This window comes from Thermogutta terrifontis, assembly GCF_002277955.1.
In the GTDB taxonomy this organism is placed as follows: domain Bacteria; phylum Planctomycetota; class Planctomycetia; order Pirellulales; family Thermoguttaceae; genus Thermogutta; species Thermogutta terrifontis.
On the sequence record NZ_CP018477.1, the window covers coordinates 100,533 to 125,555 of the forward strand.

Sequence of the window (25,023 nt, forward strand, 5' to 3'; positions counted from 1 at the left end):
GAACTCTTTGGGAACCAACAATGCACGAGTTTGGTGAACGCGTCTTCCATGTCCTGCCGCGGCAGGTGGACCAGACGGTGGCGGCCGCCCTCCGCGAGTGGCTGCCCGGGGTTTCATGGTCGCGGATCAAAAAGCTGATCGCCGGACGCTATGTCCAGGTGAGCGGGAACCTCTGCCTGGATCCCGCCCGACGACTGAAACTTCAGGATGTTGTCAAAATTCTTCCGCGTCCTGCCCAGGCTCCTCCCACCCCCCATGATGTGACCGTCATCTACCTGGACGAGCACCTCGTGGTGGTGGACAAACCGCCGGGTATGACGACCAACCGCCACCGGGACGAGTTACGGGCATCCGCCCGACGGCGTCAACTTCAGCCTACACTGGACGAAGTCCTCCCCCACATTATCGCGAAGATCGAGGGCAAGAAGAAACGCTACAAGGGCGTGCCGCCGCCGGTCCGGGCAGTCCATCGTCTGGACCGCGAAACAAGCGGGCTGATCGTCTTTGCCCGCACCGGCGAGGCCGAACGCGGGTTGATGGAACAATTCCGAAAACACACGACGGAGCGGAAGTATCTGGCAATTATTCACGGCTATCTGCCGGCGCAGACGATCAAGTCTTACCTCGTGCGCGATCGCGGTGACGGCCGACGCGGCAGTACCAAAAACCCCAACGAGGGTCGGATCGCCATCACGCATGTTCGCCCAGTGGAGCGGATCGGCAATTACACTCTCGTTGAATGCCGCCTGGAAACGGGACGCACCCATCAGATTCGCATCCATCTGGCGGAGGCGGGCCATCCCGTGTGTGGGGAAAAAATTTACAACCGGCCCCTGTTCGGGGAGCCCATTCCGGATCACAGCGGCGCACCGCGACTCGCCCTGGCAGCCGTCGAGCTGGGCTTCATCCATCCGATTACCAAGCAGCCCATGAAGTTCGAAATCCCGTTGCCCAAGGACCTCACCGATTTCCTCCATGAGCTTCGCCGGCGCGCCCGGCAGGAAAAGTCTTCGCGGGCTGAAACTAAAGAGCCTCCATCAGCTTAAACTTGAACACATGAGAAGAACCCGTTGATGCCTCCTTGACTTCAATGACCACGGGACGCTGCCATGCCACTTTTGGGTGCGCATCAGTCGATTGCCGGGGGATATCATCGGGCGGTTGACCGAGCCGTGGCCGCCGGTTGCGAGTGTCTCCAAATCTTCACCAAAAGCACCAATCGATGGGAAAGCCCACCGCTGACCGACGAACAGGTGGCTCAATTTCAGACGGCCCTGTTGCGGTCGGGAATTCGGCGGGTTATCGGTCACACGGCCTACCTCATCAATGTGGCAAGTCCGGATCCCACTTTGTGGAAAAAATCGGTGGAGAGCCTGGCCGAGGAGTATTCCCGAGCCGACCGGCTGGGACTGGAAGGTCTCGTCCTCCACCCCGGGGCCGCCATGTCAGAGGATCGCGATGGGGCAGCCGCCCGAGTGGCCGAAGCGCTCAACCGCGTGCTTGAGCGCTTTCCCGGGGCCAAGCCCCTGATCCTCTTGGAGACCACGGCTGGCCAGGGCACCAACCTGGGAAGTTCCTTTGAAGAACTCGCCACCATTGTGGAAGCAACCGAACAATCGCACCGCCTGGGCATCTGCTGGGACACCTGCCACATGCTGGCAGCGGATTATCCCATTGATCATCCCGACGGTTGGAACAAGACCGTGCGCTGGTTTGATCGCATCCTCGGCCTGCACCGCCTCCGGGCGATCCATCTCAATGACAGCCGGTCACCCCGGGGCAGCCACGTCGATCGGCACGAGCACATCGGCCGCGGCCATGTGGGGCTGGAAACCTTTCGCCGCCTGCTCCATGATCCCCGCGTCAATCACCTGCCGATGTTTCTGGAAACGCCTAAGGGAAAAACGGACGACGGCCGAGACTGGGACGTGGTCAACCTCACCGTCCTTCGCGAGCTACTGGTGCGTACACCCACCCCCTCTTCGCAGGAACCCCTTTAATACCGCACGTTCCCAAGAGGGTGCAGGCTGTTGGAACGAAGCCAGAACACTCGCTTACGGCACCGTGACGCCGGGCGGGAGAGCCGCCTTCCAGCCCGCGTGGAGCAGATCCGCCATCTCTTTGCGGACCTGTTCGTAGGCCGGATCATCCACCACGTTCCGGGTCTCCCAGGGGTCTTTTTCCAAATCGTAAAGAGCGGCCGGGATAGCGCCCTTTTTGAACTCCATGTAACTGTATTTCTTGGTCCGCACGCACTCGCCGAAGGCGTCCCCGTCATCTTCCACAATGAAGGCGGCCTTTTTCCAGGGACGTTGCGGATTCACCAGCAGCGGCGCGAAGCTGATGCCTTCCAGGTTTTTCGGTAGGTCCAGCTTGAGCAACTCGCCAAGCGTCGGCACGAGGTCAACAAACTCGACAATTTCATCGCATGTTTTGCCGTTGGCCGGGGCACCGGGAACGCGGACAATCAGCGGTGCCCGATGCGTCGCTTCCAGCATCGAGTATTTAGACCAGAATCCGTGGTCGCCCAAATGGAATCCGTGATCGCCCAGGAAAATGACGATTGTGTTTTTGTCCAGGCCGGTCTCTTCGAGGGCATCGAGAATCATCCCAATGTTGTCGTCCACAAACGTTAGACAGGCGTAATAGGCCGCGATCGCCTCCTTAGCCTGCTGCCGTGTGGGTTGCTTGAGCGTAAAGATATCCGGATTGCCGCCGAACGCCCGCTTGGGATAGGGAAAATTGACCAGACTTTCCGGCGGGGCGGGTGGATCGGGGATTTTAGCGGGGTCGTACATGTCGATGTACTTTTTCGGGCAGATGAGCGGAGTGTGCGGTCGGGACTGTGCCACCGCAAGGAAGAACTGCTGCTTCGATTTTGCAAACTCCTTCAACAGGGCCGCCGCAGTCGCAGCCATTCGGTAATCGCCTTCCTGTTCCCGCGTTCGCCCGGAATCTCCGTACCGATCCGATTGCTTCCTGCGCCACTCGCGATATTCACGGCTCTTTTCGTCCTTGGGCGGTGGCTGCCAATCGGCGGAACGCGGGACGGGAGGAAACTTGATGATCGGTCCCGGACCCTTCCAGCCTGGCGGCGGCGTGTACATCTCGATGCGATCGAACACCGAGAGCTGCTTTTCCGCGTAGTCTGTGCGGTGGAATAACTTGCCAATCACTGCCAGATAAAAGCCTTTAGCTTTCAAATACTCCGGCAGGGTAAGAACCCCTTCCGGTAAATGCGCGTCCATTTCCTGTTCATTGCGGGTCACCCGGGTTGTCAGCGGACGAAGGCCGGTGAGAAAAGACGTGCGGGAGGGATTACAGCACACTGCCTGGACATACGCCCGATCAAAACGAACCGCGGTCTGGGTGAATCGGTCCAGGTTCGGCGTTTTGCAGATTGGATTCCCGTAACATCCCAGGGCTGGGGCATTGCAGTCCTCGATGTCGATCAGCAGGACATTCATGTGTGAAGTGTCGGGCAGAGCCTGCACTTCACCCGTCAAACAAGTTGCCAGAAGCAATCCCCACAGGACAGACATACGGCACCTCCCCAACTGCGCAATGAAGAACCATCACCCTCTGGACAAGCCAATGTGGGAGAAAAACGCTCCCACGCCTGAAGCCGACGCCATTATACCTGCGCCCAAGTTGGACGAAAGAGCCCTGCCAGTGTAACTCCTTCAGGCTCGTTTTTTTCCGGATAACGGCGACCACATGAAAAGGGGTAGAGTCCGTCTTCGGAGAACCCCGCTTGACGGGTCCGCTTCTTCCGGAGGGACCCGCTTGTCGGGTCCGCTTTTCCAGGATGGATGATCCGTTTGATTCGATCGGACACAAAAACGGTTCACTGGTAGGGGCAATTCATGAATGGCCCCTACCGGAAGCCAGTCAATTTGGCCAGGATCCATTTGTTGTAGGGGCGATTCATGAATCGTTTCTACCGTGTAACTACCAGCCGAACCGAGCAGGTGAAGCCCGACCGATGAAACGAATTATCCACGCCTAGAATGTGGACCTGACAAGCAGGTGCTCGGGGTTGGATTTTGCTCCCACGCGAGCCCGTGTGGACATCCGCATCCCCGTGGGCGCGGGAAAAGTGGGGATGTGTCAGGTTGCTTCGGCCATTTACAATGGAAGGTTCGGAAAGAGATCTGGTGAGATTTGGAGGTTGACGTGATGGTCATCAAGCCGCAACGGGCGCTGATCAGTGTCAGCGACAAAACGGGTCTGGCCGAGTTCGCCCGACAGCTCCACAAATTGGGAATTGAGATCTTCAGCACGGGCGGCACCCGCCTGTTTCTCGAGCAGGCCGGTGTTCCGGTGAAGGATGTGGCGGCCTACACGGGATTTCCCGAGATGATGGAAGGCCGGGTGAAGACCCTCCATCCGCGGATCTTTGGGGGAATTCTTGCCCGCCGGGACCGCCCGGAAGATCTCCACTCCATGGCGGAGCACGGGATTCTGGCCTTCGATCTTGTGGTGGTGAACCTCTATCCGTTCCGTAAAACGATCGAGCGACCCGGCTGCACAGAAGCGGACGCCATCGAGAACATTGACATCGGGGGGCCTTCGCTGGTGCGAGCGGCGGCCAAGAATCACGCCTTTGTCGCCGTTGTAACGCAGCCCGCGCAGTACGCTCAGGTTCTCAGTGAACTGCAAACCCACGACGGAATCACGCTGGATCTGCGTCGCCGCCTTGCTGCCGAGGCCTTCGCACATACTGCCGAGTACGACCAGGCCATCGCGACATGGTTCGCCAAACAGGTGGAACCTGGTGTCTTTCCACCACGCCTGTTCTTCCGGTACGATCGGATCTCCACACTTCGCTACGGGGAGAATCCTCATCAGCAGGCAGCCGTGTACGCACTCCCTGAAGCGAAAGGACCATCCGTTGTCACCGCCCGCCAGCTCCAGGGAAAGGAACTTTCCTATAACAATTTGCTCGATCTGGAGTCCGCTCTGGAAATTGTGCGCCATTTCGAGGCCCCAGCCACAAGCGTCATCAAGCACAACAACCCGTGCGGGGCGGCCGTCGCGGATTCACTGGCTGAAGCCACCCGTAAAGCGCTGGCCGGGGATCCTGTGAGCGCCTTCGGTTCCGTGCTGGGGATGAATCGGGTGGTGGATCGCGCAACGGCGGAAGTCCTCTGTGAGCCGGGACTCTTCATCGAGGCCATCATCGCGCCGGCTTTCGATCGCGAAGCCCTGGAAATGTTGACCACCGTGCCCAAGTGGAAAAAGAACGTGCGGCTCATGGAAGTGGGGGAACTGACCCGGCCGGTTCCCTGCTGGAACTACCGTCCACTCCAGGAGGGACTGCTTGTGCAGGACGCCGATAACCTTCCCGACGACGAGACACAGTGGAAGGTCGTCACCCAGATGCAGCCGGACAATGCTCTCCTCCCCGATCTCCGGTTTGCCTGGGCGATGGTCCGCTTCGTCAAATCCAACGCCATTGTCCTTGCCAAGGACCGGATGCTGGTGGGAGTGGGTGCCGGCCAGATGAGTCGCGTGGACTCAGTTGAGATCGCGATCCGCAAGGCCGGAGACCGGGCCGCCGGCAGTGTCCTCGCCTCGGACGCCTTTTTCCCCTTTCCTGATTCTATTGAGCACGCAGCCAAGGCGGGGATTCGCGCCATCATTCAACCGGGCGGTTCTGTGCGAGATGAGGAGGTGATCGCCGCCTGCAACCAGCACCGAATCCCCATGATCTTCACGGGAAGGCGCCACTTCCGACATTGAGGCTGCGGCATCGCAGGGGGAAGGCTCAACTCCTACACGCACCCTAGGGCAGGTACTTTTGGAGCACCTCGGGCAAGTCATCCACCGTGATTAAGCGGCTGAAGTCGAGCAGACCACTGAGCGCTCGGGAATACACCTGATAGCCGATTTCCTCGAGAATGGCGATCGGGTTGAGTCCGGCGATCACGATAACCCCGACACGCCCCGAGATGACGGGAATCCCCAGCAAAGGCTGCGAGGGGAGTCCCACTGCCATGATGCCTCCCAAACCGATGCGCGCCATTTCCTCTTCCAGATGAATGACCACGTCCCGGGCATCCTCAGGGATTTCCCGAAAGCTGGCTCCGATCAGGCCGTTTCCATCTGTGATCGCCCCACGGTAATTCGTCATTCGGCTACGGATGAATATTTCCAGGGGATCGATACTGGTTCCGTCATAATGGATGATCTCTGCGAATCGCACGGGCTTGCCATCGCGAAGTTCCAACAGGCCGCCGAATCGCGACGCCGTGGGAATCCCGTGCTTAAGCAGCACACTGTTGAATGTGATTGAGCAGATGGTGCAGAAACCTATTTTCCCGGCAGGAATCTGAACCCCACCGATCGTTTCGCCGGGCTCCAGAATGGCCAGCCGTCGCCCCATACCGTAGCCCTTGTAGAAAACCTGACACACGGCATCCAGACATTGGGCGAGATCCCGCGGATTGACCACCGAGGTGTTGACCACCACCGTGCCGGTGCGGCGTTCCAGGTCGAAAGTCATCTTGTAGGTCATTTCGTCGATTCGGGCGGAAAGATATCCCACCCGCTGCACTGTCTGAGCGATGCGGAGTTCGGCGAGGCCTTTCTCGGAGATGGTATGGCCGCGATGGCCATAGGAGATAGTCAATCCTTCCCGATCGAGTTCATTGAGGTACAGGCGAACAGTCCGCTCACTGAGCAGGTAACCTGCGGAGGCCAGTGCCTCGGCGATCTCGCCTGACGTGAGAGGCTGCTGCGACTTGCGGAGAACGCGGAGGATTTCCATCCTGTGACGTGACTTGCGTTCTTCCCTTCGGGATACGGGCATTTCTTCCCGCACTCGCGGTAGGGGGGATTTCCTGCTCATGGCCGAACCTCCGAGCCCACAGTTCGAGACAGCTCACCACACCCGGCCGGACACATGCCGCGAAGTTCCGGCAGAGAATTGGCAATCTTGTGATCAACTTTTCCGGACGGCCGTTTCATCTGGCATTCAAACAGTTTACATTCAGCGAATCTTGCCGAAAACTATCCAGCAATCGGTAATTTTGCCGTTTTTTAGGAAATGGCCACAACGCTGATATGATAACTGCTCTTCGCTACTGCGGGAAAACCCGTGGGTTTGTGAACAGCCCTGTATTGACGTAATCTGGATATTTGGTAACATGATGCCGATTATTCCTGAATGTTGCTGCCGATTTGTCGGCCTGTTTGTGGTTTTCAAACTTCCGGGAGACGTACGATGAGTTTCATTCAGTACCGCAAGCAAAACGATGTTCTGGGAACGGTGAACCGGGGAAACCCGGCCGATTCGGGATTGTGCACCCTTTGCGAATCGGACTGCAAGGGGAAGTGTGAAACCTGGCTCAGCTCGCTGGTAGGCCGAAAGCTGCTCTATCCGCGGAACTTCGGCCATGTCACCGCCGGTTCCGCCAATGTTGTGGCGCTGGGCGTGGGTTATCACGCCCTTCGCATTCAGGGTTACGCCTACGACGCGACGGGATTGCCGCCGGGGATGACGGACTCGCCCGATGACTGCGTCTTTCCACGCGTCGATGTGACCACCGAATTTGGTCGTGAGGTCAAGACCAAGTGTCGCGTGCCGATCATGACCGGGGCACTGGGCTCCACCTTCGTGGCGGCGAAGTACTGGGATTCCTTCGCCATCGGCGCCGCGCTGTGCGGATTTCCCATTGTGGTTGGTGAAAACGTTGTGGGAGTGGACCGCGGTTCGAAGTTCAAAGACGGCCGGGTGGTGGAATCTCCCGAGATGGATCGCCGCGTCAATTCCTTCCTCCGCTACTACGACGGTTACGGCGCCATCATCGTGCAGATGAACGTGGAGGATACCCGCAACGGCGTGGCGCAGTATCTCATTGAAAAATTTGGCGATAAAGTCATTCTGGAGCTGAAGTGGGGACAGGGCGCCAAGGATATCGGAGGTGAGATCCAGGTGACCGATATCGAATATGCGCGGTTCCTCAAGGACCGTGGCTATATTGTGGATCCCGATCCTTATGATCCGATCGCCGAAGCCGCCTATCGTTCCGGTGCACTCCGCTCGTTCGCCCGACACAGCCGCTTGGGTGCCACCAATCTTCACTCCCCGGAGGATGTGTACGAGGACTTCATGAACTCGATCGACTTCTTCCGCAAACTGGGCTACAAGCGGATTTCGCTGAAAACGGGGGCCTACGGGTTGGAGGCTCTGGCCCTGGCACTTCGCTGCGCTGCGGACGCCAAACTCGATCTTTTGACGATCGACGGCGCCGGCGGCGGCACGGGAATGAGCCCCTGGAATATGATGGAATACTGGGGCATTCCTTCACTCCATCTCCATGCCAAAACGTACGAATACTGCCAGGTTCTCAAGCAGCGCGGGATCCAGCCCCCGGATATTTCACTGGGCGGTGGATTTGGTCGCGAAGACCACATCTTTAAAGCGCTGGCCCTCTGCGCTCCGTATACGAAGCTCGTGTGCATGGGCCGCGCCATGATGATCCCAGGTTTCCTGGGCAGCAACATCGAAGGGGTTCTGCGGCCGGAGCGGCGGGAAGCCGTCAACGGCAATTGGGACAGCCTTCCCCCCAGTGTGACGGCCATCGGGCAAAAGCCAGAAGAAATTTTCGCCGCGTGGGAGACGGTCAAGGCCAAGGTCGGTGCCGAAGAAATGAAGAACATTCCCTTCGGCGCCGTAGCAGTGTGCTGCCTGGTGGACAAGCTTGTGGCAGGTCTTCAGCAACTGATGGCGGGCGCCCGCCGGTTCAGCCTCAGCGCGATCTGTCGGGAAGATCTGATGGCCGCCAACCGCGAGACGGCCGAGGTGACCGGCATCCCCTTCATGCTCGATGCCCAAAATGATAAGGCCCTCGAGGTTCTCAAGAAGTAGCGCCGGGTCCTGATTTACACGAGAGATCTCAGGTGCGACCGTCGGCGTGTGCCGACGGTCGTTTGTTTTGAACGGGGGACAGGGCGCCGACGCGAGGCAAAAGGGCGTTCACTCCGAACGCGACGCCTGTCGTTCGCTTTCCTCAGCACATTTGACGCAGGTTGTGGCGTAGGGGATGGCTTTCAGGCGAATTTTGGGAATTCGCTGGCCGCACATCTCGCACTTCCCGTAGGTGCCCTCCTCGATGGCCTTGAGCGCGGCGTCGACGCGCTCCAGAACCTCTTTCTCATTCTCCACAAGTGACAGTGTGAATTCCTGCTCGTAATTGTCGCTGCCCAACTCTGCGGGATGGATGGACGATCCTGCCCGCCCGGCCAACCCTTCCTCGTTTTGATTGAGGGCCGCCTGGGTCAGGTAGCGAACGTTACCTGACAGACGCTCCCGCAGGGCCAGCAACTCCTTTCGGAATTGTTCCAGCTCTTCTTTCTTCAACGACTCATTCTTCATTGTCCACACCTCACGGGTGCCAAGCAAAATTGTGGCGACAATCAGGGCCAAAATTCGATTGTAGGTGGGCCGCGGAAGCCTGTCAAACAGCTTCCATCTCGAGAAATCCCCAGTTTTCCTTTGGCGATGGCCCGGAGGGGCGTGCTTGTCACGTCCGCTTGTCAACCTTGGATGAGCCACCCCAATTCACTCGCCTCCCGGTAGGGACGATTCATGGATCGCCGTTGTAGCACGTCCACACTTGGCAAATCGGTCCTATTTCGGTAGGGGCAATTCATGAATTGCCCCCCGCGCTGGTGACGCCACGTGGCCAAATGACACCGGGCACGACAAGCGTGCCCCTCCGATTCCCTTTTCCCGGAGGGACCTGCTTGTCAGGTCCGCTCTTCGGATTACGCCTGGTGGGGCAGATTGGAGGGCCCGGTTCCACCCGCCGCACGCTACTGGTAGGGGCAATTTATGAATTGCCCCTACAAAACTTTGTGCACGTGGCATGTCAAAGATTTTTTGCAAAGTGGGGATGGTTCAGGCTTCCTTCTCTTCCTGCAACCTTTTCGGCATTCCAGGTTCCCAAAAGTTTTTGTACGAAATTTCAGTCGTCGGGGCACTAATAATGTGGTGGGGTGGTGTGGCCGACCTGGCGCCTATATTGAGCCAATCCATCCCTTGGTTACCTCGCTCGGAAATGGGAGCGGGACATTCTCCGGTTGAGATTTTCTCGAAAAAACTCTCTCACCCTGCGGAGACAAACCCATGCGGTTGACCCTACGGACGCTTCTGGCCTATCTGGACAACGTTCTCGAGCCTGAAGATGCCGCCGAATTGGGGAAAAAAATCGAGGAAAGCGAAGTGGCGAAGGCTCTCGTCCGGCGGATTCGGGAACTTCTCCGCAAGGACAAGCTTGGCGCTCCGGAAGTCCTCGATCATCGCGAGAGTCTCGATCCCAACACGGTGGCCGAGTATCTCGACAACACTTTGCCCACGGAAAAGGTCGCCGATTTTGAAAAGGTGTGCCTGGAATCGGACGTCGAACTTGCGGAAGTAGCCGCGTGCCACCAGATCCTCGCCCTTGTGCTGGGAGAACCGGCCGAGGTGGACCCGGCCCTCCGCGAAAAGATTTACAAGCTTCCCCAGGTGGCGGCTCAGCACGAGTCTGCCGTGGAGCGGATTGCGCGGGATCTTACCTCTGCCGTGGAAGAAACTCCTTCCGTTGAAACCCAACCATCTCCTCCCCCCCGCACCCGACCACTCTCAGAAGAGCAATTTGTGTCCAATGTTCCCGACCACACCTACCGGCGGTGGTTGTTGGGACTTTCCGTGCTGCTCATTCTGGGCTTTGCCGTGGTTGGCGGACTGCTTGCCTATCGAATGTGGTGGCCCGCGCCGGGTGGACCGGAGACCGTCCTGGCCACCAAAGGCACGGAAGCCCCGCCGACTGCCAGCGATAAGGAACCGGAAACGAAACCCGCGGAATCCGGAGCTGCCGGTACAAAAGACTCCGCACCCGCGACGGGGCAGGGGGAGTCTGTTTCCACTCCCCCTGCTACTGAAGGCCCAGCGAAAGAGAGCCAGGAAATGCCTCCCTCTCCGCCGGTCTCGGGTGCTTCTCCGTCCGGTTTGCCTGCTGAAACAGGCCAGACGTCCCAGGAGCGCTCCCCAGAGGCTCCAGTCGCCGAACCACCCAGCGCTGCGCCCCAGGAACCGATGACGCCACCGTCAGCGACGGCCGCGCAACCCAGTCCGGCACCGACAGACGTGGCAGCGGCACCGCAACTTCCGCAGTCACCCAGACCGCCGGTGGGTGATCTCCTTCCGACACCATCACCAGTAGTGCCAGGACCACCAGCCAGTTTGTCGGGAGGCACCATTCCGGACGCTGTGCCCCCGGTGAACGTGGCACCTCTTCCCCCCGAACCGGTTGGGACCCTCCTGCCAGATCCTCGATTGCCGCAGCTCCTGTTCCTGACTGTGCCGAATCGCCCCGCTCAACGGGTATCTCCGGACCAGCAGGTGAAAACGGGCGACAGCTTTTTTGTGCCGCCCTCCTTCCGACCCAAACTCCGGTTGGGGGAAAATGTGGAGGTCGAGTGCATCGGTCCTGTGTTCTGGGAATTGGCACCTGTCGATGCTCAAGGGCGCGTGGGTCTCCGCGTCGCCTACGGATATCTCGCCATCACAGCCACGGCCCCCAACGGTGCCAGTGTGCGGCTCACCTGCGGGCCTATCGAAGGTATCCTGGAACTGAACGATCAGCACACGACAGTGGCGCTGAGCGTGGAGCGGACCCCGGATTGCCCCGGTGATCCGGAGACGCAGCCTGTTCCCTGGGTCACCGATCTTTATGTGCTCGGCGGAGCCGCGCGATGGTTGGATAGTGGGCGGACCCGTCCGCTTGTTCTCCGCGCACCCGTTCATGTCCGATTAAGTGAAACAGAGCTTCAAACGGCACCGCTGGAGAATCAGCCGGAGTGGATGCGGCCAGCCGGTGGGACGGCCGCCATCATCGAAGAACGGGCCATGGCCGTTCTGGAACGGGCCCTCCGAGATACCGAAAAGGACCCCCTCCAGGTCCTCCGGGAGAATGCCGCCGTTCGCCAGCGCGAGGTGGCGTGGCTCGCCAGGCGGATCCTTGGTTACCTGGGAGCCGCGGACGATCTTTGGAAGACACTCGAGGATTTGGATCAGCGGGCCTACTGGAATGACGCGTGGTTAACGCTGCGCCAACTCGTGCGTATTTCGCCAGCCCTGGCGGCCAGTGTACGTCGCGCTGCGGAGAACGTCCTGGTTTCGGACGGGGCTGCCGCTTACGCAATGCTCTGGCGCTATCCCTCCACCCAGCTCACGCTGGCCCAGGCTGAGGAACTTGTCCAGTACCTGGATCATGAGAAGCTGGCTATTCGCATCCTGGCGTCGTTGACGCTCCGCCAGGTGACACAAATGACGCTCACCTACGAGCCGCAAAGCTCGCCTGCTGAGCGAAGGCGGGCCATCGAGCTCTGGCGCGAACGGCTCAAGTCGGGCTCGGTACGCGGTGTCGTTTACAAGCCAGCTGCGGAACGGCCCTGATGTTGTATCGGGCGAGACAAGCGTGCCCCTGATTCCTTTTCTCCGGAGGGACCCGCTCGTCGGGTCCGCTCATCAGGATCGGATGATCGATCGCCTTTCTGCGGGCACGACAAGCGTGCCCCTCCGACCCGTAGGGGCAATTCATGAATTGCCCCTACCCGTCTTCGCCCCCAACATTTCGCATGTTTAGAAAAGTGAAAATCGGGCAGCGTGCCGATTTGTTGAGCCATGAGGCAACAGTAGGCTAAAATGCCGATATGAGTCGGGACGACCCAGCCTATCAATATCCGGTGGCCTGTCAGCGGTGCGGTGTGGAGTTGCACCTCGGTCGGGGATCCTGTTACCTCATCAACATTGAGGCCATGGCCGACCCCTCTCCACCCCAGTTCGATTTCGATGACTTATCGGCCGATCTCAACAAGGCTTTCCGCGATGTTCTGGAGGAGCTTTCACAACTGTCTGCGCAGGAAGCGATGGATCAGGTCTATCGTCGTGTGAGCTTTTATCTCTGCGCCCGATGCTATGCCCGATGGATCGAAAATCCCACGGGATGAGGCCGTCGATGTGACTTGTTTTGCCCATTTTCGGGGCGGAAGTCTTCCAACGCGTTTTTCCCAAGTTTTTCCCGGAGGAACCGGCTTGTCACGTCAATGTGTTGGGGGGACCTTTTCCGGAGGGACCTGCTTGTCAGGTCCGCGGTTTAACGATTGCTCGTCCATCCTTCCTCACCGGGCACGACAAGCGTGCATCTCCGATTCGTTTTTATTCGGAGGGACCCGCTTGTCGGGTCCGCTCGTCAGGATCGGATGATCGATCGCCTTTCTGCGGGCACGACGGGCGTGCCCCTCCGATTCCTTTTTTGCCGGAGGGACCTGCTTGTCAGGTCCACTGTTTAACGTTTGGTGATCCATCCCTTTAGTCGGGCACGACGGGCCTCCCCCTCCATTTCGCCCTTTGCGTTGCACGGGCTCGGCGACATCTATACGATTGAAAGGGGATAGATCCGGTTGGGGTAGCATCCTTTTGCTCGTGCCGGCAGGTGCTTCATTCATGAGATCACTGTCTGAGAATAGGGCCGTTCTAGCGGCGGGACTCCTTCTGGCGGGAGTTATTTTATTCGCACCAGGACATCCGTGTGTCTCCTCGGGCCCAGCCCTGGCCGACGAACCGGCCAAACCATCCTGGTGGTCGGCACTTCGAGACAGAGTTCTTTCACTTCTCGGGGAAGACGAGGGGCCGCCCCGTGGGCCGGATGCCGCAGCACGCGACGAGTCACTCCCGGAAGTCTATCGAGAGGGCGAGTACGGAGGGGGAGTTCTTCGCATCGTCAACCAGGTGCCCGTCTTGATCCTGCACGGTGACCCCGAGGCGATTGCGGAGCAGGAAGCGGCCCTCACGCACGATGCGACGGCGAATCTGGTGGCGGCACCGCAGGATTTCCTGGCGACGCTGGCCTACCCGGGCGGTTGGGAAGGACTGGTGGATCGCGGTCGCGGCCTGTGGCGGTTCATCCCCGAGGATTACCGCCGCGAATTGACGATTCTTGCAAAAAAGGCTGGCGTTTCCCTGGATGAATTGCTGGCCGTCAATGCCCTTCCCGATATGTATCGCGATCTGGCGTGTTCGTCACTTGTCGTTTTGCCCGAGCGGAGCGTCACCGGCACGATGCTTTTCGGCCGAAATCTCGATTTCTTCTCGCCCCGCCAGCTTTATCGTTACACGATCGTCAAGGTGTACGATCAGTCGGGAAAGCGTTATCGCTTTGCCTCGGTGGGATTTCCCGGCTTCATTGGTTGCCTCTCAGGCATGAACGAAGCGGGTCTGTGCCTGGCGGTGCACGAGGTCCACCTTACGGGCGACGGCGCCCCCATGTTTTCTCCCCACGGCATGCCGTATGCAATGCTGCTGCGGCGGATTATGGAACAGTGCGCGACGGTGGATGAGGCCGTGGCGGTTTTGCGTTCCTCTCCGCGCACCACGCTGCTCAACATCGTCCTCTGCGATCGGCAGAAGGCGGCTGTGGCGGAAATCACGCCGAAGAGTGTGGAAGTTCGTTATGCGGAGGACGGACTGCTGGCCTGCACAAATCACTTTCGCACGGCACGGTTACGCACGCCGGTACTTTCGTGGCGATACGAGCGGTTGATGGAGGCGGCCGAGCTGTCACGGATCGACCTGCCCACCCTTGAGCGGAAGCTGGACGAGGTCAATCTTCGTTTTCTGACGATTCAATCGATGGTTTTTGATCCGGAGAATCTGACACTCCATCTGGCGCGGGGACAACCTCCGGCGACAAAAAGACCCTATCATCGTGTGGAACTGTCGCAGTGGCTCCGAAAAAATTCACCGGCAAGTGGAGGGGAGAAATGATGGCCGATGGATCCCGTCGAGCGTGAGGAACACTTAGAGAACGTTCTCCAGGCCATCGACCGCAAGGAATATCTTCGCGCTCTCAGTGAGGCCGATCAGTGGTTGACCGAAGATCCTGCGGATGCGACGGGATATTCGATGCGGGCCCTGGTGCTGATTCGGCTGGGGCGATTCCGGGATGCGCTGGAGGATGCCCGCCGGGCGAGGCAGCTCGAGCCGCATGATCCGCAGGTGGTGATGGTCTTCGCGATGGCTGCCGAGGCCGAGAATCGGCTTTCCTGGGCGCAGGAGGCGTGGGAAGAAGCGGTGCAACTGAGCCACAGCGCGCCAGCCGTGCTGCGAGAATTTGCTCGTTTCATGGTGGATCACCGGGGTCCCAAGCCCGCGCTGGAAGCAGCGCGTCGGGCGGTGGAAGCAGACCGAAGCAACTCGCAGGCGTGGAGTCTTCTGGCAGCCGCCCAGCTCCGTATGCACCAGTTTCAGGAGGCGGAAGAGTCACTCAAGCGGGCACTGGCTCTGGATCCCAACAACGTGCAGGCGCAGGCGCTCATGGCGCAGTATCTGCTACTTCGTGGCAAACAGAACGAGGCCCTGGCGATCAGCAAGTTGCTTCAGGACCATGAGCAGGCTCGCCCCATCGTGGAGTGGATCCAGGGCGAGACCAAAAAACGAAACCTGGAACGGATCCTTGTGGAGCGGGCACTGGACCTCGAAGCGCGCCGACCGGATCCCGGGTCATGGCGATGGTTTTCCCTGATGTGGTGGGTTCTGGCCTACACTGGCGCCCTGGCCGTCGCCCTCGTGCTGGATGTGGCGGGAATCGGCAACTGGATCTTTCTACTGGTGCTCGCCTTCCTGGGAATTCACCTGGTGCTTTGGGCACTGCTCTTCCGCGGCTGAGCAACCATTGTTCCCTGTGCCATGCAGCCCTTTCCCAGGTTGGATTTTGTCGTGAAAAGGAGCGCGAAAGGTTCAGCCTTCCAGCACGTCTTTTTCGCGGTTCTTGGCCAGTTCGTTGGCTTTTTCTTCGTATTCTTTCGTCAGCTCCTGGATCCGCTCCTTGAGACGTTCACAGTCGTCTTCGGAAAGCAGTTTGTCTTTTTCAGCTTGGTCGGCCAGTTTGTTGCCTTCACGACGAATGTTGCGAATGGCGATTTTAGCCTCCTCGCAGAGCTCGCGGATGCGGGCCACCATCTTCTTGCGAACTTCCATCGACAGCGGCGGGACATTGACGCGAATGACTCGTCCATCGTTTTGGGGATTGAATCCCAGGTCGGCCGCGCGAATGGCCTTCTCGATGTCTTTGAGTGTGCCGGGATCGTACGGTCGGATGACGAGCTGTTGCGGTTCGGGGGCTCCCACGGCCGCCAACTGTTTCAGTGGCACGGATGTCCCGTAGGCTTCAACCTTGATTGATTCGACGAGTCCGGGATTGGCGCGACCTGTGCGGATGCCCGCCAGGTTCTCCTTGAGGACGGAGATCGCTTTCTCCATTTTCTCTTCGACGGTCAGGAGGATTTCGTCTTCCGTCATGCAGCACACCCTTTCCTTGAGGCTCGTCCAGCAGGCAGATCACGTCGCCCCCGGACCCCAGGACGCGACTTTTTCGATGATTGTAGCGGGCTGTCGCGAAGTTCACCAGTTCACCCCACTCACCCGTCATCCGGGAGTGGCGGAGAGCTCCGATTCGCGAACCGGCGTTTCCGTTTCGGTGATGAGGGTCCCGACCCGTTCGCCACGCACAGCTCGCTCGATATTGCCCGGCCGCCGGAAATTGAACACGACGATGGGCAGACGATGCTCGGCACACTTGGTGATGGCCTCGGGATCCATCACGCGGAGGTTCTGCCGCAGCACGTCACGGTAGCTGATCTGACTGTAGAGAATGGCGTGCGGGTTCTTGGCAGGATCGTCGCTGAAGACTCCATCCACTTTGGTGGCCTTCATGAGAATATCGGCCCCGATTTCCAGGGCGGCCTGGGCTGCCGCCGTATCGGTCGTCACAAAGGGGCGACCGGTACCGCCGGTGAGGATGACAATCCGGCCTTTTTCAAGATGTTGCTGGATACGGCGGTGAATATGGGGTTCAGCCACACCCTCCATCGGTACAGCGGAGACGAGCCGGGTCTCTACACCGAGCGATTCGAGGGCATCCTGAAAGGCCAGACCATTGATGACGGTCGCAAGCATTCCCATGTAGTGGGCCGTGGCCGGTTGTATGCTGGTCGTCCCCGCCGAGAACTGTGCCCCCCGCAGGATATTCCCACCACCGAGGACAATCGCCAGTTGGACCCCTGATTGAGCCGCCCGATAAGTCTCCTCTGCCAGCGCCACAACAGACGCCATGTTGATCCCGCGTTCACCGCTTCGGGTAAACCCCTCTCCCGAGATTTTCAGGACGATCCGCCGATACGGTGAACCCGACTTTGCAGCTTCGGCCACGGCTCACTCCTTTCCCACCTCCCAATACCAGTAGCGGACAAGTTTCAGCCCGGCCTCTTCCGCCACTTTGCCCACGGTCTTCTTGGGATCTTTGACGAACGGCTGATCCACCAGGCAGTGCTGAGAGTAAAAGTCTTTGAGACGGCCTTCCACGATCTTGGGGATAAGGTTTTCCGGCTTACCTTCCTTGCGGGTGGCCTCGGTGAGGATCTCACGCTCCTTTTCCACGAGGGCCGGGTCCAGGTCCTCGCGGCGGAGTGCCGTTGGCCGCATGGCCACCACATGCATGGCGATTTCCCTGGCTACCTGGAGGTCGTCTCCCTCGACCTGCACGACGGCCGCCTTGCTCCCATCGTGATGGAGGTAGGCCCCACACTTCCCCTCCACGCGAAGAAGCCGTCCGATACGGAACGCCTCGCGAATCCGGTTGATCGTCTCCTCATACAGATCGCGAAGCTTTTTGCCCGGCTCGCTGGATGGCTGATCAAGGAGTTCTTCCGCAGTGGAAGCTCCCGGCCCCAGGGCAAGTTGCCGCGCTAACTCGCCCACCAGTTTGACAAAGTCTTCGGCCTTTGCCACCGGCGCGCTCTCGCAGAACAGTTCCACAAGCGCTGTTCTGTCCGGGTCGCTGTACAGGCCGATGCGGCCGAACGCCGTTTCCCGGCCTGCTCGCTTTTCCATGACCTTCTGTCCGGACTTGCGGAGGATTTCGATGGCCTTTTCGGGATCGCCGCCTGCTTCCTCCAGAGCACGCTTGCAATCCATCATGGGCAGACCCGTGCGTTCACGGAGGGCCTTCACAGCGGAAGCAGTGATTTCCGGCATATCAGTTGTCTCCTTGTACTCGGTACCGTGATTGCTGCCTTTGCAGGACGCACATCAGCTTAAGGACAGATTACTTCGGCACGGCAATTGGTTGGCGTGCAACCTCGGAAGTGGCCCCCGCAATCACGCGTGGGAGGCGACAGGTTGCGGCTCTTCTTTGGAGATCGCGCTCGCTCTGCCCTCGAGGATGGCGTCCGTCAGATATCTCAGAATGATTTCGATGGAACGCATGCTATCATCGTTGCCGGGGATGGGAAGATCGACTTCGTCGGGATCGCAGTCAGTATCAATCAGAGCCACTGTGGTGATCCCCAGCTTTCTTGCTTCCCGCACGGCGTTCTTCTCTTTGTTGGGATCCACGATGATGAGGCACTCGGGCAGGCGATCCATCTTCCGCAAGCCGTGCAGGTTCCGATAAATCTTACGGTATTCGCGGTTGAGCGCCGACTGCATCTTCTTCGAATACGTGTTGATCGCCTCGCTGTGGACAAGGGCTTCGAGTTCTTCCAGGCGGGCAAACCGACTGCGGATGGTGGCGAAATTCGTGAGCGTCCCACCCAGCCACCGGTCGTTGACGTACGGCATGCCGCAGCGTTGGGCCTGCTCCGCGATGATGTCCGCTGCCTGCCGCTTGGTCCCCACGAAAAGAATCATCGAGTTTTTCGCACCGAGTTGCTGGAGATATTTGCGTGCCCGCAACAGACCGCGCAGCGTTTCGCGAATGTCAATGATGTGGATGTCATTTTTTCGGCCGAAAATATACGGCCGCATTTTGGGATTCCAGCGACTCGTGCGATGGCCGAAATGAACTCCCGCTTCGATCAGATCTTTGACCAAAATGTTACTCACACGTTTCTCCTACCACAGGCACAGCGGCTATGTCCCCAGAAGAGGGGCGTCCGCCGTTAGTTCAACAATTCACCCGGTCTACCAACTTTCCCGCTCTACCTTGGACCGCTCAAGGCAGAGACTTGTAGCATACCCGCTTTCGCAAAATGGGTCAACCAGCGGTTGAACGCGGCCTGTCCGCAGATCTCCAGTCTCCACTTCTTGCACAGGCCTGTGAGAAGCTGCGATTTTATCCGGATCCATGGTGGTGAGATTGTGAAGGCTAAAGCCTTCACCAAAAAGCGGCGATAAATCGCCGCACTCCATGGAGTGCGGGGCTTTAGCCCCGCTTTCCGCGCGGGACTTCAGTCCCCGCTGCAGCGGAGCGGACGATCCAACGTTGAATCACGGCCCCGACAAGCGGGTCTTTCCAAGAGGCGGCCCCGACAAGCGGGGCCCTCCGAAAAAGGATTCGGAGGGGCACGCTTGTCGTGCCCGGAGTAATTGAACGCGTCACGATTGGACACCGTAAACGAGTCTATCCATGTCATGGATTACAGGATCGTATTTCACCCGACCGGTACTCCGTTTACATCCGGACCGACGGTGAGATTGTGAAGGCTAAAGCCTTCACTAAAAAGCGGCGATAAATCGCCGCACTCCATGGAGTGCGGGGCTTTAGCCCCGCTTTCCGCGCGGGACTTCAGTCCCCGCTGCAGCGGAGCGGACGATCCAACGTTGAATCACGGCCCCGACAAGCGGGTCTTTCCAAGAGGCGGCCCCGACAAGCGGGTCCCTCCGAAGAAGGTCCCGGCGGGTTGAATCTCGCTGCCATGCCAATCTGTGGGGACGTCTGCCTAGCCGTCGCCACAAGAAAAAACGCGGGATGTGTCAGCCCCTCGTTTCTGATAGCCTTTTCAGACCAAACCGCAAATTCCGCGAATTTGATCAAAGCCTCACAATCGGAACGCCGATAATCTTGACGCCCAGGGGGACAGAGGGTTGCACCGGCGGAAAGGCCGGCAGGTGCCTTTTTGGGAGTTCATCCGGAGAAAAGCCCTATGCCACGCACACATCTCCGCGTTTACTACGGCCCTCAGGAAGACGAGGCCCCAACCCAACAAAACACCATTTCTTCACTGGTGAACGTGCGGCTGGGCGAAATTCTGCCCCTTTTAGTGGATGCCGTGCGCTGTCAGCGGACCTGGCTGAAAGATTTTGAACAGGAAGAAATCACGATCTCCCTAGATCTTTACGAAGTCCTCCTAGCCTACCAATATTACCGTCGTCCGTCCGCCTGAACACGTTTTCGCACCATAGACCGTCGGATTCGCACCTTCCAGGTCGATATGGGTGGAGGCCCCGGTTCCATCCGGGCCACCGGACGCGGTCAAATGCCCCCGTTAATGGACGGCCGGGAAGCCCCAAAGGACAGCGTGAAGCCGTCCCTCCGCCGGGCGAAGACCCTCCCACCGATGGACGCGTAAAAACACGTTTCTCCAGTAAAGTGGGGGTTGGGTTCCACCCCGACCGATCAACCCAGCTCCATCAGGCTCACGGTACTGGAAGGCCGTAATCTTGCGGCTCTTTCCCCCACGGGGAAGCTGGGCTTACCGCTGGAAGACGCGTCGGATTTCCGGCCGTAGTCCGGGAAAGCGGTCCATAAACTCCGCCCGATGTTTTTCCAACGCCGTCTGTTTTTCCTCAAATACATCGTGGGGGAAGAGTTTCTCGGGGTGGAAAAGGATGGAATCCACGAGGCGGACCGCGGTGGGCACATGGAGTTTGGTTCGGGGGGAATAGACCCACTCGTCGAGGCCGCCGCGGAGGATCGAGTCCAGAATCCCCATCGTGTCCTGGAGGCGGATGTCTCGCATCGATTCGCCTTCTCCCACGTAGCCAGTGTTCAGCAGGTAGCACTGGATGTGGGGATTCTCCTTGAGGATATCGTAAAACAGGTTGGCGTGCTCCGCGCGGTCTCCAGCCACAAATGGATCGTAGAAGAACACGTTTTTGATCTTACCCGCCTGAGTGGGATCACCGGCCGAGGATTCCATGGACTGTCCCAGAACCATGAATGCGGCGGCCTCCTCTTGAGTCAATTTGGCCACCGCAGGGATAGTGCTTCCCCGAGTGATGAGGAACAGATTATCGACGCGTTCGGCATTGATGGTCTGCGCGGCGTGCATAAAATCGCGGCGCTCCACCACCGCCCGACCGTTGGACGTCCGCTCCATGTTGAAAAAGTCAATAGTTCCGTCGGGTTCAATCCAGACGTTTTCCAGAAATGTCTCCCGTTTAAGGCATGCGTAGTAGGCCTCGAGCTGATCGCCGGGGTTAAGGCCATCCGTTTTGATAAAAATTCCGCCGGGCTCAAACCCTCGGAATGAGCCATCGCGATACAGGGCGCCTCCGTCATCCTGAATGAGCCAGGAACGCTCCCGACCTTTTCGGGCCAGCACTTTGCAGGTGGTGCTCGTCTTCCCGTTGGCGCTGAGTGCGGCAAACAGGGAGCACACGGTGCGATATCCACCGTGGGGTGTTTCCAGGGTGTCCCGCCGGCATCCCACATGCAGAAAGATCGCGTTGCCCTTTTGCTTTACCCGCCAGTCCTCACCCGCGAAGACGCCTTTTTTCCACTCGCCGAAGTAATTGCTGTTCCTGACGATCTTGACCATCCGGCCGTCGGGGGAGTGGGCCAGGCGGATGGTGATATCTTTTTCCGGAAGCTTCTTGCGTTTATTGGCCTCGAAGGCTTCATCCATGAACATGATCACCTGGTAGGTGGGGTTATCCGTGCTGGTCGGCTTGAAAAGCTTCAGCCCTGCGTAGGCCACATGAGCATACCGCCGGGGGACGATGAGCCGGGCGGTGATCCCTTCCGTGCCGTCGCCAACCTGGACATCGATGCTCACCAGCTCCTGCTGAGCCAACCGGCGTTTGGCAGCCTCGAGAAGATCGTACTCCTCTTTGCCGAACTTGGTGTCAATATTGTTCTTGGTGAACATCGCCGCCCGGGATGTAGGCTCCGAGTCCACCTCCAGGCTGCCGTAGCGGGTTTCGCGGACTTCGGGTTCTTCGAGAGCCATCGCGCGGAGGCGCGCTGTATCGGGGTTGCGGATCAGTCTTCCTTCCTGCTGCGCCTGCTCGAAAATGGTACGTGCGGCCTGCAAAAACTCTTCGAACATAACGTCCCTCCCGGAAAATGAAACGACAAACCCCCTGTCTCGGCTCGCTGAGCCTCTTTTTTAGGCTAATCGCTGGTCTCCAAAACTGCCAGCCCCCGTCCAGGTACGCCTGCCCCAAATCGACCGATGCATCATCCCCGATAAATGCCAGGTCATCCCCATTTTGGAAAAACCTGTGACAACCCACGAGCGCAAGGTGTCGTCGGGGCCATGCATGAATAGCCCCTACCGGGGAACCCGTGTTGTGCCGACGAAATGGGAAACGTCCTTCGGAGGGGCACGCTTGTCGTGCCCGGTGTCGCTTGGCCACCTGGCGTCACTAGCGGGGTAGGGGCAATTCATGAATTGCCCCTACCAGAAGGCGAGTGAATTGGAGTGGATCATCCAAGGTTCACAACCGGACCTGACAAGCAGGTCCCTCCGGAGTTTTTTCGGAGGGGCACGCTTGTCGTGCCCGTGATAGGAAATAGATGGATCGAACCGTAGATGGCGGACGTGACAAGCACGTCCCTCCGAGAGCGGACCGGACAAGCAGGTCCCTGCGGGCTGAGGCAAATTACTGTGGACGTTGGCGCCCATCGCCAGAGGAAAAGTGAAGATGTGTCACCGCCAAATGGCGATATTCGCCGGCGGGACTGATCCTCTACAATAGTGTTTTTGGGGCTTTTTGAGGAGTGGAACGAATCCGTGAAACGATGGCTCAAGATTGTTCTTATTGCGCTCGGGGGATTCTTCCTTTTGGGACTGATTGTGTTTCAGATCCTCCTGATCCTGGCCTCTCGGGCCCCCGATTTTTATCTGGAAAAAGTCCAGATCGATCCGGTTCAGGCCAGCCGGATGAGCGACCAGCTCCTCCAAAAGACGACCGCGCTGGCCGGACAGGTGCAGCATCCTGGCCGCTGGTATCAAGTTTTCACCGAAGATGAGATCAACGCCTGGTTGGCCGTCGATTTGCCAAAGAATCACCACGACCTTTTGCCGCCTGAGCTGTCCGATCCGCGGATCAAACTGGATCCCGACACTGTGCGGATCGCCGTCAAGGCCAGGCAGGGCCTGCTTTCGGGGATTCTGAGCATTGACCTCCACGTCCAATCGCCCGAGGATAACACGGTCGTCGTCGTGTTTCGCCGGGTGTCGTTGGGTGCATTGCCACTTCCCGTTCGGCCGCTGATCGAACGACTCAAGAATTTCGCGGCGACAGCCGGATGGGAAATCCGCGAGATGCAAAAAGATGGTGCCCCCACCTTCGTGATCAGGATTCCTCCCATGCCCGACGAAAAAGGGCAGATCCGAGAATTGACATGGCTCCACATCGTCGATGGCCGGGTCGAACTCAGCGGGATGGTGCGCAAGCGATGAGCTGCATTTAGCGGGCTCTGCTGAGGATTTCATTCGCCAGGGCGCGGACTCTGAAATCCGGGTCCTGAGCAGCCATTGTACGGATGAGGCTTAAGGCTTCGGGCGCGGACATGGTCCCCAGTGCGGAAAGTGCTTCAAAGCGGACCGTTTCATCCGGATCACAAGCCAGCAACATCAATAGCGGAAGCGGGTCCAGACCGGTCGTGTCCCAAATCGCTGAGACCGCTTGGCGACGCTCTTCGGGATTTGGATGAAACGCGAGTCGGCCGACCAGAAAGGCTTGCGGGATCCAGCCCACCTCGCGCAGTTTTTCCTGGGCCTTTGCCGCGTCGGGACCCCCGGCCGCAAACTGGCTCCAGAGAGCCCGATCCCGCTGCCAAGGATTGTCCCGCAAGTGGCCGATCCCCACTGCGGCATCCGCGCTTCCGTCCCGAGTGTCCTGGAGCGACGAAGCTCCCGGTAACTCCAGACCCGGTGGCGAAACGGTGGTTCCACTCGGCGGCGATGCTTCCATGTCCTGGGCCACCTGTTGACGGGGCTGCTCTTGCGACGCAGACAGTGGCTGGGCGCGGTCCGGAATGCGGAGCGTCGGCGGCATCTGCCCTGGTCCGAAAGAAAGGGCGGTTTCCTCCGGCAAACGGCCAAAAGTGCGTGCATCCTGGTGGGACCTCCCGCCCGACGTTGGGATCGGATTACTCGCGGGAGAATCCGGCGTCATTCCGGTTTCCGTCTCATAATGCGTGAGTTGAAATCCCTCCGGAAATCCCTTTGCAGCGGCTGGCGGTTTCTCCCCGCTGACAACGGCAAGTGGCGAATGCGCATTTGATCGCGGTGCCCGCAGGGGATTGGCGACGGGCTTTTGGGCTTCTGCTGCTTTGTTTTGGGATGCCTGTGATAACGCAGTTGGGCTTTCTGACGCAGGCTCCTCGGCCAACCGCGGGTCCGGGGGCAGGTCCTGGAGGATGGCCGCGCACTGCACCGCCAGCTCCGCGGAAGTGCCCGAGCCGGGAGAAAGGCCTTCCAAATAATCTCGCAGAATTCGCCTTACCTTGTGCCGCCGGTCCGCCGGAATCTCCGGCCAGAGACCAAGGATGCCGGCCACGGCAGCGTCCGCCTGAGCGGCTGCCTGGGCGGACCTCCGCGCGGCAAACACCTTTTCCCAGAGCACTCGCGCAGCAAATTCGGCCACTTCTGGCTCGGGATGAAGAAGTCCGCGGGCAATCGCGGTGATGCCCGCCGGTCCCAGCTCTTCTAAGTCGGCAATCATCTGGAATGCCTGGGACTCCGGCATGGCGGCAAGCTCCCGGCCCACCTTCCGCACATGCACGCGAAGGACCACGTCTAGAAGCTGCGGTGCCCCTAAAATGAACAAACCGCACAATCCGGCGAGAAAACACAATTTGCGCAAGCAGATCAAAATTGCGGGAAGCCTCTTCGACCGCGAGGGCCGGCCAGCAGTTTGGGAGTCTGGAATTTGTTGGCTCAGCGGATTCGCACGCATGACGGCCAGGGCAGCGGACAGCAAAGCCGAGAATCGACCGCGAGATTGTCGCACGAGGTCCG

19 protein-coding genes are annotated in these 25,023 nt (G+C 59.2%); 10 read left to right on the plus strand and 9 right to left on the minus strand.

What is annotated here, in order from left to right; genetic code table 11:
• The first annotated feature begins 20 nt into the window (after positions 1 to 20).
• Positions 21 to 1,046, plus strand: a complete 1,026-nt coding sequence (locus THTE_RS00400) for an RluA family pseudouridine synthase (protein WP_095413563.1) — start codon at positions 21 to 23, stop codon at positions 1,044 to 1,046.
• 63 nt (positions 1,047 to 1,109) lie between these two features.
• Complete coding sequence (locus tag THTE_RS00405) at positions 1,110 to 2,000, plus strand: deoxyribonuclease IV (protein ID WP_095413564.1); 891 nt, start codon at positions 1,110 to 1,112, stop codon at positions 1,998 to 2,000.
• A gap of 54 nt (positions 2,001 to 2,054) precedes the next feature.
• Here the strand turns inward: THTE_RS00405 and THTE_RS00410 are convergent, their stop codons facing one another.
• A complete protein-coding gene (locus tag THTE_RS00410; protein ID WP_095413565.1) occupies positions 2,055 to 3,542 on the minus strand; it encodes a sulfatase in 1,488 nt (495 codons plus the stop codon).
• A 637-nt stretch (positions 3,543 to 4,179) separates the two neighbouring features.
• Between THTE_RS00410 and purH the strand changes: the two genes are divergently transcribed.
• Positions 4,180 to 5,745: a bifunctional phosphoribosylaminoimidazolecarboxamide formyltransferase/IMP cyclohydrolase gene (gene purH / locus THTE_RS00420; RefSeq protein WP_095413567.1), complete on the plus strand. Its 1,566-nt coding sequence runs from the start codon at positions 4,180 to 4,182 to the stop codon at positions 5,743 to 5,745.
• Positions 5,746 to 5,788: 43 nt separating this feature from the next.
• Here the strand turns inward: purH and THTE_RS00425 are convergent, their stop codons facing one another.
• Positions 5,789 to 6,853 carry a DUF128 domain-containing protein gene (locus THTE_RS00425; protein ID WP_207651742.1) on the minus strand — a complete coding sequence of 355 codons (1,065 nt, stop codon included), beginning with the start codon at positions 6,851 to 6,853 and terminating at the stop codon, positions 5,789 to 5,791.
• A gap of 375 nt (positions 6,854 to 7,228) precedes the next feature.
• Between THTE_RS00425 and THTE_RS00430 the strand changes: the two genes are divergently transcribed.
• Positions 7,229 to 8,875, plus strand: a complete 1,647-nt coding sequence (locus THTE_RS00430; RefSeq protein ID WP_095413569.1) for a glutamate synthase-related protein — start codon at positions 7,229 to 7,231, stop codon at positions 8,873 to 8,875.
• A gap of 108 nt (positions 8,876 to 8,983) precedes the next feature.
• Here THTE_RS00430 and THTE_RS00435 read toward each other — a convergent pair whose 3' ends face one another.
• Positions 8,984 to 9,382, minus strand: a complete 399-nt coding sequence (locus tag THTE_RS00435; protein WP_157731554.1) for a TraR/DksA family transcriptional regulator — start codon at positions 9,380 to 9,382, stop codon at positions 8,984 to 8,986.
• 753 nt (positions 9,383 to 10,135) lie between these two features.
• Here THTE_RS00435 and THTE_RS00440 point away from each other — a divergent pair.
• From THTE_RS00440 to THTE_RS00460, 4 genes are all read left to right on the plus strand, one after another.
• Positions 10,136 to 12,448 (plus strand): hypothetical protein, encoded by a 2,313-nt coding sequence (locus tag THTE_RS00440; RefSeq protein WP_095413571.1) that lies wholly within the window; start codon positions 10,136 to 10,138, stop codon positions 12,446 to 12,448.
• Positions 12,449 to 12,705: 257 nt separating this feature from the next.
• On the plus strand, positions 12,706 to 13,002 hold the full coding sequence (locus tag THTE_RS00445; RefSeq protein WP_095413572.1) for a hypothetical protein: 297 nt from the start codon (positions 12,706 to 12,708) through the stop codon (positions 13,000 to 13,002).
• 496 nt (positions 13,003 to 13,498) lie between these two features.
• Positions 13,499 to 14,818 carry a C45 family autoproteolytic acyltransferase/hydrolase gene (locus THTE_RS00455; protein WP_095413574.1) on the plus strand — a complete coding sequence of 440 codons (1,320 nt, stop codon included), beginning with the start codon at positions 13,499 to 13,501 and terminating at the stop codon, positions 14,816 to 14,818.
• A 6-nt stretch (positions 14,819 to 14,824) separates the two neighbouring features.
• Positions 14,825 to 15,718 (plus strand): tetratricopeptide repeat protein, encoded by an 894-nt coding sequence (locus tag THTE_RS00460; protein ID WP_095413575.1) that lies wholly within the window; start codon positions 14,825 to 14,827, stop codon positions 15,716 to 15,718.
• A gap of 72 nt (positions 15,719 to 15,790) precedes the next feature.
• On the opposite strand, the gene frr is transcribed toward THTE_RS00460, so the two are convergent.
• The 4 genes from frr to rpsB all read right to left on the minus strand — a co-directional run bounded on the left by frr (position 15,791) and on the right by rpsB (position 18,934).
• A complete protein-coding gene (gene frr, locus THTE_RS00465) occupies positions 15,791 to 16,351 on the minus strand; it encodes a ribosome recycling factor (protein WP_095413576.1) in 561 nt (186 codons plus the stop codon).
• A 126-nt stretch (positions 16,352 to 16,477) separates the two neighbouring features.
• Positions 16,478 to 17,260, minus strand: a complete 783-nt coding sequence (gene pyrH, locus THTE_RS00470) for a UMP kinase (protein ID WP_095413577.1) — start codon at positions 17,258 to 17,260, stop codon at positions 16,478 to 16,480.
• Between the two features lie 3 nt (positions 17,261 to 17,263).
• Entirely contained in the window at positions 17,264 to 18,085 is an 822-nt protein-coding gene (tsf, locus tag THTE_RS00475) for a translation elongation factor Ts (protein ID WP_095413578.1), read from the minus strand.
• A 123-nt stretch (positions 18,086 to 18,208) separates the two neighbouring features.
• Complete coding sequence (gene rpsB / locus THTE_RS00480) at positions 18,209 to 18,934, minus strand: 30S ribosomal protein S2 (RefSeq protein WP_095413579.1); 726 nt, start codon at positions 18,932 to 18,934, stop codon at positions 18,209 to 18,211.
• 1,040 nt (positions 18,935 to 19,974) lie between these two features.
• On the opposite strand from rpsB, the gene THTE_RS00490 reads away from it, so the two are divergent.
• Entirely contained in the window at positions 19,975 to 20,214 is a 240-nt protein-coding gene (locus THTE_RS00490; protein WP_095413581.1) for a hypothetical protein, read from the plus strand.
• 309 nt (positions 20,215 to 20,523) lie between these two features.
• On the opposite strand, the gene THTE_RS00495 is transcribed toward THTE_RS00490, so the two are convergent.
• Positions 20,524 to 22,101, minus strand: a complete 1,578-nt coding sequence (locus THTE_RS00495) for a phosphoenolpyruvate carboxykinase (RefSeq protein WP_095413582.1) — start codon at positions 22,099 to 22,101, stop codon at positions 20,524 to 20,526.
• Positions 22,102 to 22,788: 687 nt separating this feature from the next.
• Here THTE_RS00495 and THTE_RS00500 point away from each other — a divergent pair.
• Positions 22,789 to 23,460, plus strand: coding sequence for a hypothetical protein (locus THTE_RS00500; RefSeq protein ID WP_157731556.1), 672 nt, complete (start codon positions 22,789 to 22,791; stop codon positions 23,458 to 23,460).
• Between the two features lie 7 nt (positions 23,461 to 23,467).
• Here the strand turns inward: THTE_RS00500 and THTE_RS00505 are convergent, their stop codons facing one another.
• Positions 23,468 to 24,832, minus strand: a complete 1,365-nt coding sequence (locus THTE_RS00505; RefSeq protein WP_157731558.1) for a HEAT repeat domain-containing protein — start codon at positions 24,830 to 24,832, stop codon at positions 23,468 to 23,470.
• Positions 24,833 to 25,023 lie beyond the last annotated feature (191 nt).